This window comes from Streptococcus sp. S1 (genome assembly GCF_034137685.1).
Lineage (GTDB): Bacteria > Bacillota > Bacilli > Lactobacillales > Streptococcaceae > Streptococcus > Streptococcus dentalis.
Map to the genome: position 1 here is coordinate 1191815 of NZ_CP139418.1, position 14720 is coordinate 1206534.

11 protein-coding genes and 3 pseudogenes are annotated in these 14720 nt (G+C 41.4%); 13 read left to right on the forward strand and 1 reads right to left on the reverse strand.

What is annotated here, in order from left to right; genetic code table 11:
* The first annotated feature begins 50 nt into the window (after window positions 1-50).
* The 9 genes and pseudogenes from galE to SM121_RS05830 form a co-directional block, all read left to right on the forward strand.
* The gene (galE, locus tag SM121_RS05790) at window positions 51-1049 is read left to right on the forward strand and encodes a UDP-glucose 4-epimerase GalE (protein ID WP_155172106.1); all 999 of its coding nucleotides are present in this window, start codon (window positions 51-53) and stop codon (window positions 1047-1049) included.
* An 87-nt stretch (window positions 1050-1136) separates the two neighbouring features.
* Window positions 1137-2087 (forward strand): annotated as a pseudogene (locus tag SM121_RS05795) (hypothetical protein); the annotation flags it as partial.
* A gap of 2 nt (window positions 2088-2089) precedes the next feature.
* Window positions 2090-2323 carry an Imm74 family immunity protein gene (locus SM121_RS05800; protein ID WP_024056346.1) on the forward strand — a complete coding sequence of 78 codons (234 nt, stop codon included), beginning with the start codon at window positions 2090-2092 and terminating at the stop codon, window positions 2321-2323.
* Between the two features lie 302 nt (window positions 2324-2625).
* Complete coding sequence (locus tag SM121_RS05805; RefSeq protein ID WP_155124809.1) at window positions 2626-2973, forward strand: barstar family protein; 348 nt, start codon at window positions 2626-2628, stop codon at window positions 2971-2973.
* 43 nt (window positions 2974-3016) lie between these two features.
* Window positions 3017-3796, forward strand: coding sequence for a hypothetical protein (locus tag SM121_RS05810; RefSeq protein WP_320910600.1), 780 nt, complete (start codon window positions 3017-3019; stop codon window positions 3794-3796).
* A gap of 11 nt (window positions 3797-3807) precedes the next feature.
* The gene (locus SM121_RS05815; RefSeq protein ID WP_003007809.1) at window positions 3808-4113 is read left to right on the forward strand and encodes a hypothetical protein; all 306 of its coding nucleotides are present in this window, start codon (window positions 3808-3810) and stop codon (window positions 4111-4113) included.
* 3 nt (window positions 4114-4116) lie between these two features.
* Window positions 4117-4290 (forward strand): hypothetical protein, encoded by a 174-nt coding sequence (locus tag SM121_RS05820; protein ID WP_195487816.1) that lies wholly within the window; start codon window positions 4117-4119, stop codon window positions 4288-4290.
* Entirely contained in the window at window positions 4287-4496 is a 210-nt protein-coding gene (locus tag SM121_RS05825) for a hypothetical protein (RefSeq protein ID WP_031573799.1), read from the forward strand. The genes SM121_RS05820 and SM121_RS05825 overlap by 4 nt, the downstream gene beginning before the upstream one ends.
* A gap of 6 nt (window positions 4497-4502) precedes the next feature.
* A pseudogene (locus SM121_RS05830) lies at window positions 4503-4886 on the forward strand (ISL3 family transposase); the annotation flags it as partial.
* Window positions 4887-5006: 120 nt separating this feature from the next.
* Here SM121_RS05830 and gshAB read toward each other — a convergent pair.
* Entirely contained in the window at window positions 5007-7271 is a 2265-nt protein-coding gene (gene gshAB / locus SM121_RS05835) for a bifunctional glutamate--cysteine ligase GshA/glutathione synthetase GshB (RefSeq protein WP_195487817.1), read from the reverse strand.
* Between the two features lie 381 nt (window positions 7272-7652).
* Between gshAB and SM121_RS05840 the strand changes: the two are divergent.
* From SM121_RS05840 to SM121_RS05855, 4 genes and pseudogenes are all read left to right on the forward strand, one after another.
* Window positions 7653-7859 (forward strand): annotated as a pseudogene (locus SM121_RS05840) (IS3-like element ISBt2 family transposase); the annotation flags it as partial.
* A 550-nt stretch (window positions 7860-8409) separates the two neighbouring features.
* Complete coding sequence (locus SM121_RS05845) at window positions 8410-9447, forward strand: M42 family metallopeptidase (RefSeq protein WP_320910601.1); 1038 nt, start codon at window positions 8410-8412, stop codon at window positions 9445-9447.
* A gap of 129 nt (window positions 9448-9576) precedes the next feature.
* On the forward strand, window positions 9577-11562 hold the full coding sequence (locus SM121_RS05850) for a peptide ABC transporter substrate-binding protein (RefSeq protein ID WP_320910602.1): 1986 nt from the start codon (window positions 9577-9579) through the stop codon (window positions 11560-11562).
* A 120-nt stretch (window positions 11563-11682) separates the two neighbouring features.
* Window positions 11683-14712 carry a CocE/NonD family hydrolase gene (locus tag SM121_RS05855; RefSeq protein WP_320910603.1) on the forward strand — a complete coding sequence of 1010 codons (3030 nt, stop codon included), beginning with the start codon at window positions 11683-11685 and terminating at the stop codon, window positions 14710-14712.
* Window positions 14713-14720: the final 8 nt, after the last annotated feature.

Consider the following 14720-nt stretch of genomic DNA (forward strand, 5'->3'; position numbering starts at 1 on the left):
CAGAAATTTGGTACAATAAGAGAGAAGACAAAGAAGCGAAAGGAAAACAAATGGCAATACTCGTACTCGGAGGAGCTGGCTATATCGGTTCCCACATGGTGGACCGTTTGGTCAATGAAGGACAGGAAAAAGTCGTCGTGGTCGATAGCTTGGTCACAGGCCACCGTGCAGCGGTGCATCCAGATGCCGTCTTTTACCAAGGAGACCTGGCGGATCAAGACTTTATGCGCACTGTTTTTAAGGAACATGCCGATATTGATGCGGTCATCCACTTTGCGGCCTACTCACTGGTTGCCGAGTCCATGGCAGATCCATTGAAATACTTTGATAACAATACAGCTGGCATGGTCAAGCTCTTGGAAGTCATGCATGAATGTGGGGTACACTACATCGTCTTTTCTTCAACCGCAGCTACCTACGGCATTCCAGAAGAAATTCCGATTCTTGAAACCACTCCACAAAAACCGATCAATCCTTATGGGGAAAGCAAGCTCATGATGGAAACCATCATGCGCTGGGCTGATCAAGCCTACGGCATCAAGTATGTGCCTCTTCGTTACTTTAATGTAGCGGGTGCCAAGCCAGATGGATCCATCGGAGAAGACCATGGACCAGAGACCCATCTCTTGCCGATCGTCTTGCAAGTGGCCCAAGGAAAACGCGAAAAGATCGCTATTTTTGGGGATGACTACCAGACACCAGATGGGACCAATGTTCGGGACTATGTCCATCCTTTTGACTTGGTAGATGCTCACCTTTTAGCAGTGGAGTATCTCCGAAATGGCAACCCATCGACTGCCTTTAACCTAGGATCTTCAACCGGATTCTCCAATCTTCAAATCGTAGAAGCAGCCCGCAAGGTGACGGGACATCCGATCCCACTTGAGATTGCTGATCGCAGACCAGGAGATCCAGATACCCTGATCGCATCATCTGAGAAGGCGCGTGCCATCCTTGGCTGGCAACCAAAATTTGATAATATCGAAACCATTATCCAAACAGCCTGGGCTTGGCATTCCAGCCACCCAGATGGCTACAATGATCGATAATAAGAAAACTCAAGTCAGTTGGCTTGAGTTTTTTTAGTTTGGAAAAAAGATATTACACAACTAAGCTTTTTATGTGAATAATGAAGTTTAGGATTATTACCTTCAGAATTAGCCAAGGTGGACCCGAAATTTAGGAAACGTATCGATGCAATGGATCAAGAAGCGTTAGAAGAGGCCTACCCAGAACTTAAAACATTGATCTCCATGGCTCATGTGAATCCATATGCACAACTATTTAAATCTGAAACAGAGCGAGCTAATTATCATTACCTACTAGACCGCTATTTCCTTTTAGATAGTCAAAAAATGCTCAGTTGGCGAGATCCTGCTTTTCAAACTAAATATGATTATTATATAATTGAAGAAGGTATTGATCCTTTTACAGGTAAACCTGCTACACAGGAAGAAATCAATCGTGCAAAAAATATCAAGAAGGTGAGAGGTTTTACTGATAGCCTCCAACTAGCAAGTACCTTGTATACATCTTATGTTGGATATAATCAGTACTACAATAAACCCTACACATCTTTCTCGGATGTATATAGTAAGGTAAAAGGGAAAATTCCTGTCTTCAATAGGAAACCAGTAATTCCTGTTTTTTCAAATAGATATTCAAAAATAGATTTTACTCAAACTGACTTTGATGTTGAGTTAATAAGAGGTAGATTGAAAACTGATCCAGATACGGCTTTTTTCTGGTCAGGACGAACAGATGGCATTGGAGGAATGGATGTTGCGAAAAAAATAGCAAAAAATAAAGGAGGAGTTACATTAGAATCTACGATTGATGATACGAACATTGTAATGCCTGAATGGGATTTTAATACTCCTTCAAGTGTAACAGCTTGGGAGGAAGCTTCGAATGTTTACGCAGAGCAAGTATCTGGTGAAATAAGAGCTGTAGTTGGTAGCGAACTACGACCAGGAAATATTTGGGAAAACATCGAACTACCAAGATTGAAGGCCAATCCAAATGTTACTAAGGTTACAACAATAGATCCTAAAACAGGGGTAGAAAAAATTATATTCGAGAGGTAGAAATGAAAATTACAGGAACAAGATCAACAATTACTTTTGATTTAGAGAATGGTTTCCTCATAAAAGCACAAGGAGAATTGCTGATCAATAAAAAATTTGTTGTTTATAAAGATAGTATGACACAATGGGAGCCTCCTCATGAGAATCTTCCGATAACTCAAAGAGAAATAGAAAATATTATTAATACAGCTAAAAAAATGGAGAGCAATCAAACTATTCAATTAGACTTTGTATAATTATATTGTATTCTAAGAGAAATAAATCTCTATACAAGTGGTCAGGTTGTCTATCATGGGACCAAACTCCTAGGTGGAAGTGAAGAAGATGCTCAAACTGCAAACTTTATCGGGAACATCGTAGGAGGTTATGTGGCCTCCTCAGCAACCAGCAAGTTTAGTTTGAATCAACCTATTTTTTCAAATCGATATTCAAAAATAGATTTTACTCAAAACAGAAGACCATTATAAAACATTTTAAAAAAATAGAATAGAGGTTTGAAATCCTGAAAAATAGAATTCATTACATTACGAAACTTGAAATGCAAGATCGATTGCCTTTCAGTGGCTTTGTAGCAAATTTTGATGGGAAGCAGATCCAAAACAAAGAAGAACTATTTCGTTTTCTTGAAAAAAATGTCGGACTTCCTGATGCCAATAATTGGTCATCTATTACAAATTGGCTGACAGACTTATCATGGATAAAAGCTGAAGAATACAACTTTATTCTTGAAAATTATGATAGCTTCTTAAAAGATGACTTATCATCTAAAGACTTATTTTTAGAAATTTTGGAAGAAGATATTCTTCCTTGGTGGGAATGCGATGTTGAAAAGCATGTTGTTGGCAGTAAGGTCAAGAGTTTTCAAGTTTACATAGTAGAAAATTAAAAATAGGACAAAGTTTTAAGGAGCTACCTTAAGGTAACCACTTATGTTGGATATAATCAGTACTACAATAAACCCCTATACAACGTTCTTGGATGTATATAGTAAGGTAAAAGGGAAGATTCCATTCTTCAATAGGAATCCAGTAATTCCTGAGGTTAACCTTAAGGTAGATATCAATGGTAAAACTATAACAGAAACCACAAAACCTTATGATCGCGAACATATTTTACGAAATATAGAAGAAAGCAGGCTTGCGAGGGAGAATTCAGGGTTTAAAGACTTTTCAACCACGAGGCTTCAGCCGGTAGTCAAGCCTCAGCCTGCACCTAAGAATTTAGATGTTGAGGGACCAGTAGTAAATAATATTCAATCTAAATATCCCGATTTGCAAACTTATGAATATAATTCATATACAAATCCTGGTCCACTAAATGATTTAAGAGGTCAGCCTAATGTTAATTTTTATGGGGGACGGTATGATGTTGAAGTTTTGAAGTCTCCCAAAATATTATATCGAGCTGGCGACCAAAGCAATCCGCTAGGGCAATGGTTTACAGAATCAGCCCCACATTCTGAGATAGAAGTTAGAATAAATACGGCAGTAAAACCAATTTGGACAGATCGTTCAGGAAACTACACTGGTAGCTCTCCTTTAAATACAGTTTACGAAATAAAAATACCAGCTGGCACAACAATATACAGAGGACCTGTTGCGAGTCAAGGAGGCATCTATCAAGGTGGTTTGGAATATGAACAAATTTTTATTGAAACTCCGTGGAAAATAGAAGGTGTAGAGGTTATTAGCTCAAAACCATTAAATTAGTGAGGAAAGAAATGAAACGAAAAGAATTATTAGATAATATCAAATTAATATTACCACTATTAAATCAATACAATGATGGGACAATTCATGTACAAATTTCATTTTTACAAGGATTAGAATGTGCATTGGAAAATGGTGACTCACTCCCTACAATAAGAGAAATTAAAGATATCCTTTATCCTCCAAGAGGAGGTCTATCAGACTTTTTTGTTTGGAAGAATGATTATTTGGAACGACTAAAAATTAATGAAGAAATTGAAGCCTACAATAATAGATTATGGGAGCTTTTAAATCAAATAGAAAACTTGGAATCATAGTAAATGCATCAAATTTTAAAATTAGAAGCATTTCATCAATCTCATACAAGAATTCCAAGCGGAAATGAAGCATCTGCTTTTGAAGATTTTTGGAAACCAGGAGGACAAACCTTCCCAGGAAATATGCCAGAAGGCATCATGAAAGATATTAGTACCCAAAGAGGAGAACATACATGAAATATAGTAAACTAGGCTGGGAAGAAGTTAGTAAGTTTGAGGAAATAAAAGGTTATGGACAACATATTTGGCGACATCATGAGAAATATTTTTTTGTTACTGATGAAGGAGGAATAGCTGAACAGAGGGTAGTCTATGAATTACCATTAGAACTATTTCAATCACCCTACCAAGTTTTTCTGAGTTACTTGAAAAGTCTAACTTAATTTGACAATTTAGGCAATAAAGAAATCCTAGACAAGCTTTTGAGCTATTCAGAAGACTTGAAATACCACTATAATCTCTATCAGCTCTTGCTTTTTCACCTTCAGAATAAGGAACCAGAGAAATTTTTTGGACTCATTGAAGACAATATAAAGAAGGTTCATTCTCTTTTTCAGACTGTCTTTAAAACATTTCTAAAGGACAAAGGGAAAATCATCAATGACCTTCAGTTATCCTATTCCAACGCAAAATTGGAAGCGACTAATAATCTCATCAAACTTATCAAACGCAATGCCTTTGGTTTTCGGAACTTTGAAAACTTCAAGAAGCGAATTTTCATCGCTCTGAATATCAAAAAAGAAAGGACGAAATTTGTCCTTTCTCGAGCTTAGCTTTTCTTCAACCCACTAAAGTTGACAAAAAGCCGTAGATTTTAGGTATTTACCTTGTCTACTTAAGAGGTATCATATCATCGAGATAAAGGTGATTTGTTTGTTCCTAAGAATTAGGTTTTAGGTTTGACTTGTGGCAACTTCTGGAAAAAGCTTGTCTAGAATTTTTGGAGTGATAGCTTGTCCAGGACCTTCAGCACAATAGGTGTGAATATACATAGCGGGATTGAAGTTGAGCTCGATACAAGTGAAATGAGGTTTTTCCTTGCTAGCAGGCTGAGTTTTATCTGGAATGATGAGGTCAACCCCGCAAGCCCAGGCCCCCATGCTAGTTGCCATAGCTGCTGCCAATTCTTGGTAAGAGGAATCTATTGTCTCAGTGACATCAATAGAGTCACCACCCGTAGAAATGTTGGAGTTACGGCGGAGATTGACCTTTTTCCCTTCTGGGAGAATATCATCAGGTGCATAACCTTGCTGAGTCAACATCAATTGTTCGATGTCTCCTAGCTTAATGATTTCCAGAGGTGAGCGGTGGTCACGGCCTCGCAATGGATTGGCATTTTTCTGAGCGACTAATTCACGAATGGTGTGTTTGCCATCACCGACAACATTAGCAGCGACACGAAGGAGGACAGACTCACAACGCCCGTCCAGAATGAAGAAACGGTATTCGGTTCCTGGGATAAATTCTTCAACAAGAACAGCTGTATCTTCTTCAAAGGCAATCTCGAGAGCTTTCTTATAGTTATCAAGGCTGGCAGGCTCTTGGAAAATGGAAATGCCCAGACCGAAGTTGGTTGATTTTGGTTTAACCACAATTTGCTTGCCCTTGATAAGAGGATAGTAGGCTAGACCTTGTTCTAGACTGGTAAATTCGTCGCCGGCAGGGACAGGGAAGCCAGCATCAGCCAGGATTTTTTTGGTCACGGTTTTATTAGCCATGGCAAGAGGAACTACATAGTTGTCTTTTGAGGTCATGTTACCATTTTTGACGTACTCAACATGATCTTTATGCCAGAGTTTAAGGAATTGATCCTGCTCATCTAGGATTTCAAAATGAAGCCCTTTTTGAATGGCATCAAAGAGCAGCATCTGGGTAGAAAGTTCCATCTCCTCATAACCCTTAAGGGCATAGTGGGCAGTCCAGTCGTAATCATGATAGGCAAGCGCCTTGTCAAGGGCAAAGTCAGAAAGGGACTTGTCTTTGATATGAGGAAGAAGTTGAGCAGCTAGTGTCTGACTGGAATCTGCAAAGGCATCTTTAACTTGTTTGACCAGCCCTTGATGATAGTCACCAAGCCCAAAATGTTGCACCAGTTGGTCTAGAGCTGTCGTAATGTTCTGAGTTTCAGCTTCAGAAGGTAGAGGTTCTAAAGGATGAGAGAGGGCAATTTTTTCATTCAGCGCGTGACCTTGAGCCAGAGCCTGATCAACATTTTCAGGGGCATCCAGCCAGAGGAAGGCTAGAAGGAGTAGGTGTACGGTATCCATGGTAGTTTGGCTAATACCGATACGCTCAAAGGGGTTGAGGTCGAAGTTACGGAATTCTAGGTAGGTGATTCCCTTGTCAAGGAAGGAGCGATTAACCTTTTGTCCACGGAAACGAACAGCCGAGTAAAATTCCTTTTCCGCAATCAAATCACCTTGTTCGATATAGTTTTCGATGGCAGAGACATAGTCTTCTAGGCTTGCAAAAGATACTTGTATTTCTTCCTTATTGACATAGCCGTGGTCACTGTTACGGAAGGAACGCACAGGTTCTGGAACTTCTTGGTCGAAGAATCCTTGCTCAGCAATAGGTGCAGCCCCAAAAAGATAGGTAATCACCCAACGGTAGCGCAAGTAGTTTTGAGCCAGCTTAAGATAGAGGGCGTTTTTGAAAGCAATTATATCAATCTGGTCACTTTCTTGGAATAGGGCTTCAACCAAATCTTTCCCTAGTTCCATATTATAGTGGATACCTGAGATAGCTTGTAGTTTAGTTCCGTATTTTTCGGCCAGGTAGTTACGATAATGGCGTTCAAATTCATTTTCCAGTTGGGCAACTTGGATTTCTTGGGCGTTGATACGAGGAGGCATGGACAAGGGCCAGAGAAGTTCATCTTTACTGATGGAACGTCCAGCTACATCGGTAATGGCTCCAAGAAATCGACGAGCCTCAGTGGTAGATTTAGCAACTGGTGTGATGAGTTCCATCTGAAACTCACAAAAATCTGTTTGAATATAAGGGTGGAAACTTCGAGCTCCTAGCCATGAAGGGTGAGGCGTATGTGCTAATTTTCCCTGTCTATCGACACGAAGACTTTCGCGTTCAATTCCAAAGTTAGCTTGAAGGATAGGGCTAGTAGGCTCCAGCTTTTGAAGCAGTTGATTTATAGTCATAGAGTCACCTTTTCATCTAATGTTAGTGATAGTCTATTATAAATAGGAGAAGAAAACAACTTTCCGCTACGGTTAAGGGGAATTTCCGAATGTTTCAGATAAGAATTCTTAAAACCAATTGTTTTTTAGCTCTATTATATGCAAAAATTGTAAAATACCCACTGATTTTTATGTAAAATGTTATTTCTCTTGGAATTTAAATCAAATTAGCCTATACTAATGACGTATATATGAGAACGAAAGAATCCCTAGGGTCGGCACTGCACCCATAAAATGAGACACAAGAAAACACTCCTGTTGAATTCTGGTAAACTAGAAACAGGGGTGTTTTGTTATGGTCAAAAAGCATATTCAGTAGAAACTAAACTAGCCTGTATCGAAATGAAGAAGGCAGGCAAATCAAATAAAGTTATCATGGATACCCTCAGCATCAAAAATGCTAGTCAGGCCAAGACCTGGTAGCGATGGTATCAGAATGATGAATTGTACCGTTTCCAACAACCCGTGGGGAAACAATATACTTATGGTAATGGGATGAAACAGTTATCTGAAGTGGAACAGTTACGTTTGCAGGTAGAATTACTAAAAAAGTATCAGAACTTGATAAGAGAATCGACAAAGTAAGTCTTATCAAGCTAGTAGAAGAGTATAAGAAAACGTGCCCTGTATCGATTATTTTAGAATGTTTCGGCGTCAAACGCTCCACCTTTATCGCTGGAAACAGGAGTGTAAGAATTCTCAGAAAAGAGGCGAAATAGCAGATAATGGCTGTATCGAATGGTTTCACTCTGTTCTCAAGTCTGAAACCTTCTATCTCCATAAGTGGAGAAACATAACTGAAGATAGTCTAACAGATATTGTCAAAAATTACATCATATTTTATCCTGATAATTATGTATCACCATTGAAATAGCCTGCGTGGAACTTGTTTAGACACCGTTAGTTGTGGACAAGTTTCTTTTTTTATTTTAGGTGCACTAGATGAATCTCTCCCAAAATGTGTTGAAAATATAAATAGAACTCTGGCTTTCTCCTAATGCAAGTACGGGAAGAGTTGAAAAACTCCAACCTGTAACCTCTCCTCTAGCTATTCCACCTATTTCATGCTAGAATAAAGAAAAACACATTTGGAGGCATTATGAATCAGACAGTGACTTATTTGCAGGAATTGACAGCCATTCCTTCACCGACCGGTTATACACGTGAGATTGCAGATTACTTAGTCAACACCATTGAAGGCTTTGGGTACGAAGTAACTCGGACTGCTAAGGGTGGGGTGAATGTGACCGTGCCTGGTGTGATCACAGACAAACAACGCTACGTCACAGCCCATGTGGATACCTTGGGAGCTATTGTCCGCGCGGTGAAAGCTGATGGCCGCCTCAAGCTAGACCGTATCGGCGGTTTCCCTTGGAATATGATTGAAGGGGAAAATTGTACGGTCCATGTAGCCAATACAGGAAAGACTCATTCGGGTACGATTTTGGTCCATCAGACTTCTTGCCATGTCTACAAGGATGCGGGAACTGTCGAGCGGACCCAGGACAATATGGAAGTCCGTCTGGATGAAAAAGTAACCAACGAAAAAGAAACCCGTGCCCTTGGTATTGAAGTGGGTGACTTTGTCAGCTTTGATCCCCGGACCATTGTGACAGATACTGGCTTTATCAAATCTCGCCACTTAGATGACAAGGTGAGTGCGGCGATTCTCTTGAATCTTCTGCGCGTGTACAAGGAAGAACAGATCCAATTGCCAGTAACGACCACCTTTGCCTTTTCAGTCTTTGAAGAAGTGGGGCATGGGGCTAATTCTAGTATTCCAGCTGAAGTGGTCGAATACTTGGCAGTGGACATGGGAGCTATGGGAGATGACCAAGCAACGGATGAATACACGGTATCCATCTGTGTCAAAGACGCTTCAGGACCATACCACTACGAATTCCGTCAGCATTTGGTAGCCTTGGCAAAAGCCCAAGAAATCCCTTATAAGTTGGATATCTATCCTTTCTATGGATCAGATGCCTCTGCAGCCATGAGCGCAGGAGCAGAAGTCAAACATGCCCTTCTCGGAGCAGGGATCGAATCTAGCCACTCATATGAGCGGACTCACTTGGATTCTGTAGTCGCAACAGAGCGCATGGTCGATGCCTACCTCAAGAGCGACTTGGTAGATTAAAATTTGGAACTACTCTCCGGAGTAGTTTTTTCTTAAACTAAAACTAAAATTTTCTGAAAATTCCTTTTCTTCTGAAAATCTTTGTGGTATAATCTTAAAATAAACTTAAAATTTCTTAAGGAGTTTTACATGAAAAAAAGAAATGTCATTGCACTTGCGGGAGTTGCCCTCCTTTCAGCAGGTATCCTAGCAGCTTGTTCAGGTGGTTCTAAATCATCTAGCTCAAGCAACGGTCAAAAATTCTCATATGTCTATGAGACTGAGCCAGAAAACCTAAACTATATCACATCTGGTAAAGCAGCAACCCACGATATCACAGGAAACTTGATTGATGGTTTGTTTGAAAATGATAAATACGGGAACTTGATTCCATCTCTTGCAAAAGATTGGACAGTTTCGCAAGATGGCTTGACTTATACTTATAAACTTCGTGATGATGCTAAATGGTATGATTCAGAAGGCGAAGAGTATGCGGATGTAACAGCTAAAGATTTCGTCACAGGGATCAAATATGCGGCTGATAACAAATCAGAAATGCTCTACATCATCCAAGATTCTATCAAAGGCTTGAATGACTACGTCAGTGGTAAAAATAAAGATTTCTCAGCTGTAGGAGTAAAAGCAGTTGATGATCATACCCTTCAAATCACTTTGAACCAACCAGAATCTTACTGGAACTCTAAATTGACTCTTGGGATCACTTTCCCTGTCAACGAAAAATTCGTGAAATCAAAAGGGGATAAATTCGCTCAAGCAAGTGATACTAGCTCCCTTCTTTACAATGGTCCTTACATCTTGAAGAGCTTTACTTCAAAATCTTCTATCGAAATGACCAAGAATGAAAACTACTGGGATAAAGACAAGGTCTACATCTCAGATGTGAAATTGGAATTCTACGATGGACAAGACCAAAGTAAATTGGCCAAATCATTCGGAGAAAATACTCTTAGCTTGGCAAAACTCTTCCCAACTGGATCTGGTTACTCAGAGCAAGCTAAAGAATTCAAAGATGAAATCACCTACACTCCTCAAGACGCCGCTTCTTATGTTATTGGTACCAACATCGACCGTCAATCTTACAAACACACTGCTAAGAAGACCGATGAAGAAAAACAATCTACTAAGAAAGCTCTCTTGAACAAGGACTTCCGTCAAGCGATCAGCTTTGCCTTCAACCGTGAAGCGTATGCTGCTCAATTGAACGGAAAAGACGGAGCAAGCAAGATCATCCGTAACCTCTACATTCCACCAACATTTGTCCAAGCTGATGGCAAGACCTTTGGTGAAATGGTGAAAACACAATTGGATACCTACGGAGATGAGTGGAAATCTACTAAACTAGACGATGGTCAAAATGGTCTCTTCGATGCTAAGAAAGCGAAGGAAGAGTTTGCAAAAGCGAAGACTGCCTTGGAAGCAGAAGGTGTGAAATTCCCAATTCACATCGATATGCCTGTAGACCAAACCACACCATCAAGAGTTCAACGGGTACAATCCTTCAAACAATCAGTTGAAGAAGCACTTGGTAAAGAAAATATCGTCATCGATATCCAAATGCTTTCGAAAGAAGACCTTCAAAATGTGACCCTCTTTGCGCCAAATGCGGCTGGCGAAGATTGGGATCTCTCTGATAATGTTGGTTGGAACCCTGACTACCAAGATCCATCAACTTACATGGATATCTTGAAAGCTTCATCTGGTGAAAATACTAAGACTTTCCTTGGATTTGACCCAAGTGAAAACAATGAAGCAGCTAAAAAAGTTGGTCTTTACGATTTTGAAAAGATGATCAAAGATGCTGGTGCAGAATCACAAGACGTCAACAAACGCTACGAAAAATATGCGGCAGCGCAAGCTTGGTTGACAGATAGTGCCCTTGTTATCCCAACTTCTTCATCAACTGGACGTCCATTCTTGACACGTATCGAACCATTCTCAGCTCCATTTGCATGGACTGGTGGTAAAGGAAAAGACCACGTGATCTACAAAGGAATGAAACTCCAAGATAAAGCTGTGACAACTGCTGACTACAACAAAGCCCTTGAAAAATGGCAAAAAGAACAAGCAGAGTCAAACAAAAAAGCACAAGAAGATCTTAAGAAACACGTCAAATAAGGATCGATAACCGAGGCTGATGCCTCGGTTTTTTGTGGGATCATTTGAATATCTACTTGATATAAAAACGCTTACAAAGTATAATAGAAGTGTTGATTACAAAAAAGTAAGGAGACTGACATGAAAAAGAAAACAATGGTTTCCATTGTCGCATCGAGTTTACTGATCGCGCCGATGGTCTTGCATCAAGTAGTAGCAGCAGATGAGCAAACGGAAGAGTTAGCCCCATCGACAGAAGTGGTCCATGCTCCAGCTACCGAAGCAAGACCGACAACAAGTGACACAAGTACTGCCACTAGTGAAGAAGCTGCAAGTTCAAATGAGGCATCACTGGATCGGACGGCAGGTGCAAATCAAGCAGCCCCTGCTACAGAAGAACACACAAGACAAAGTGAGCCGACTGTCCCAGTAGTAACTCCAGCAGCAACAAACAGGGAAGCTGTACCTCAATCTGCTCCTACTTCAGAAGCTCCGGTAACATCTCAGGATTTGGCAAAGGTCACAGGTACCACCCTTGCAGCGGATCAGTCCTCTAATGAGTTGACGGTCCAAGATGCTGTTAATGGCTTGCTTCAATGGGCAGCAACAGATCCTAGCCAATTGGGCCAAAGCCAAGCAGATCGCGAACGCTTTGCCAAGAGTTTAGGCTTGATTGAAAAATCAGAAGATCTGACCCGTAAGGTCAGTCAGCCAGAATTGGCCAAGATGTATGAAACAGCTAAGAAACTCTACGATGCCTACCGGGCTGAAAAGAAAAGTCCGCTCTTTTTAAATGGTCGTGCCCAGCCTATTTTTCCTTATACGACGGGAAAAAAAGAAGACCAAGACTACAAATATGAAGACAGCCAAATTGTACGTTTCCCAGTCTATGTCGAAACGGACTATGACACCGATGCAGATGGCAAGCCAGACTTGGTCAAAGCCATTGTTCAATTACCAAAAGCAGTCGCGCAAGGCGATTTTAAGGCAGCCACTATTCTCGAAGCGCGCCCTTACGTAGCGGGGACACTAGACGAAAACTACGTGACCCTTGAAAGTTTGGGGCTTCCAACAGACGGTAGCTACGATATGAAGAAACTGCACAGCCAACCTGCAAAGAGACAGCCAGTAAGCAGTGAAACAACAGTAGAAGCAGCGAAAAAAGCCAAGGCATCGGATTGGTATTACTACAGTCCCTACGAGTATATCTATGACTACGAAGATCTGAACTGGTACGACTATTTCTTGGTCAGAGGCTATGCCTTTATCTCTAGCGCTGGACTTGGTACCAAGGGATCAGAAGGATTTAACACGACGGGGTCTGATCTCGAAATCAATGCCTTCAAGAATATCATCGAATGGGTCAATGGCAAACGCAAGGCCTACACCGATAAGACTAGCAATGTTGAAATCAAGGCAGACTGGGCAACAGGAAATGTTGCCATGACGGGTCTGTCCTGGGCTGGAACAACGACCTTTGGTGTGGCAGCGACAGGCGTAGAAGGATTGAAGACCATCGTTCCGGCAGCAGGAATTGCCTCTTGGTATGATTATTTCAATAGCCAAGGAACCCAATTTGGCAATGCACCTTATAGTGACCTTTCATGGCTCTCCCTCTACGTTAGCACACGGATGTTGGACCAAGACGACTGGGCAGGGATTTGGCAAAACTATTCCAACTACATCAATCAATTGAACAAGGACCAGTACGCCCATGATCGTAACTACAGTGATGTCTGGAAGGAGCGGGATTATACCCTTCATCCGGAAAATCTCAAGACCAGCGCCCTGATCGTCCATGGCTTGAATGATGACAATGTCAAGACCAAACACTTTGAACTCATGTACGATGCTCTCAAGAAAGCAGGACAAGATGTCAAGCTCTATCTCCACCAAGGAGATCACGTCTACCCAGCGGCTATGTCGCGGGGATACGGCATCACCGCCAATGGTCAGGATTTTTATGACCTGCTCAATACCTGGCTGACCCATTACCTCTACGGAGTGGACAATCACGTCGAAAGCTTGCCAGCGGTTCTAGCTCAAAACAACTATGATCCAAGCAAGTGGACTAGCTATGATAACTGGAAGAGCAGTCAACGTCTCTTCTTGAATGCAAGCTCGAAACGTCTAGAAGAAACCATTTCTAGTGATTATGCAGCTGCAGGTGTCGAGATTGCTAACCGTAATGAAACAGTCAGCAAAGCCTCCTCTAAGGCTAATCTAACCTTCGTTTCTGATGTTACTGAGGACACTACGATCAAGGGCCACATCCCCGTTCATTTCAAAGCAGCTCTTGCCAAAGGTCAAGGAAAGAATTTCCAAATCAACGCCCTTTTGGTAGATGTGGCAGATGAGGACTTTGACGTGGTGGGAAATGGTAGCGTCAAGCAAGATAAAACAGCAGACGGTTTCTGGATGGGAAGCAATTTAAGCAACCTATCTGTTGCCGAATACGAAACCATCAAGACCAAGTACAAGGTGATTGCGAAAGGCTGGATCAATCTTGCGAACCCTGAGTCTGGCTACGATTCAGCCAGCTCAAGAAATAGTATCGAGCCAAAGGTGGGAGAATACCACGATTACACGGTTTATCTCCAACCAAATCTCTATACAGTTAAGAAAGGTCACAAGTTAGCCCTAGTCTTTAACACCTATGACCCATCTGATTTAACGGTGGAGCATCCATATGAAGTGACCTTCAAGACAGATTCTATCCAGGCGGCGATTCCAATTGTCGAAAAGACCCGCGCCCAAAAGGCAGCTTATGTACCAAGTGAAACAGATGCTGACTATGCGAAATTGCCAGAAATGGAAGGTGCTGCTCTAGTCGCTCCAGAAGTGCATTACAAGGAAGAATATAGGCTTCCAACCCCAGAACACCTTGTCCAACCAAGCCAAACTCTTCCTGAAAAAGATGAACAGATGCAAACAGGATCAGCAAGACAAGAGAACCCTCATCTTGCCCTAGCTGTATCCTATGGGTCTCGATTTGTTTCACCAGGATTGGTAGAAGCTCGTAAGGTTGCGACTCCTGCAGTAGAAGGAGAACAAGCAGACCATATGCTTCCACAAACAGGCAGCAAAGACCATGCTCTGGGTCTCTTAGGGGTGATCAGCCTAACAGCTTCTAGTCTCATCTTTTGGCGCAAAAAGAGAGAAGATGCCTAAGGAGTCCC

Excerpts from the sequence above, each read along its gene's own strand:
- SM121_RS05815 (WP_003007809.1), top strand. The coding sequence starts at position 3,808 with ATGAAACGAAAAGAATTATTAGATAATATCAAATTAATATTACCACTA.
- gshAB (WP_195487817.1), bottom strand. The coding sequence starts at position 7,271 with ATGACTATAAATCAACTGCTTCAAAAGCTGGAGCCTACTAGCCCTATC.
- SM121_RS05845 (WP_320910601.1), top strand. The coding sequence starts at position 8,410 with ATGAATCAGACAGTGACTTATTTGCAGGAATTGACAGCCATTCCTTCA.
- SM121_RS05810 (WP_320910600.1), top strand. The coding sequence starts at position 3,017 with ATGTTGGATATAATCAGTACTACAATAAACCCCTATACAACGTTCTTG.
- SM121_RS05825 (WP_031573799.1), top strand. The coding sequence starts at position 4,287 with ATGAAATATAGTAAACTAGGCTGGGAAGAAGTTAGTAAGTTTGAGGAA.
- galE (WP_155172106.1), top strand. The coding sequence starts at position 51 with ATGGCAATACTCGTACTCGGAGGAGCTGGCTATATCGGTTCCCACATG.
- SM121_RS05805 (WP_155124809.1), top strand. The coding sequence starts at position 2,626 with ATGCAAGATCGATTGCCTTTCAGTGGCTTTGTAGCAAATTTTGATGGG.
- SM121_RS05855 (WP_320910603.1), top strand. The coding sequence starts at position 11,683 with ATGAAAAAGAAAACAATGGTTTCCATTGTCGCATCGAGTTTACTGATC.
- SM121_RS05820 (WP_195487816.1), top strand. The coding sequence starts at position 4,117 with ATGCATCAAATTTTAAAATTAGAAGCATTTCATCAATCTCATACAAGA.
- SM121_RS05850 (WP_320910602.1), top strand. The coding sequence starts at position 9,577 with ATGAAAAAAAGAAATGTCATTGCACTTGCGGGAGTTGCCCTCCTTTCA.
- SM121_RS05800 (WP_024056346.1), top strand. The coding sequence starts at position 2,090 with ATGAAAATTACAGGAACAAGATCAACAATTACTTTTGATTTAGAGAAT.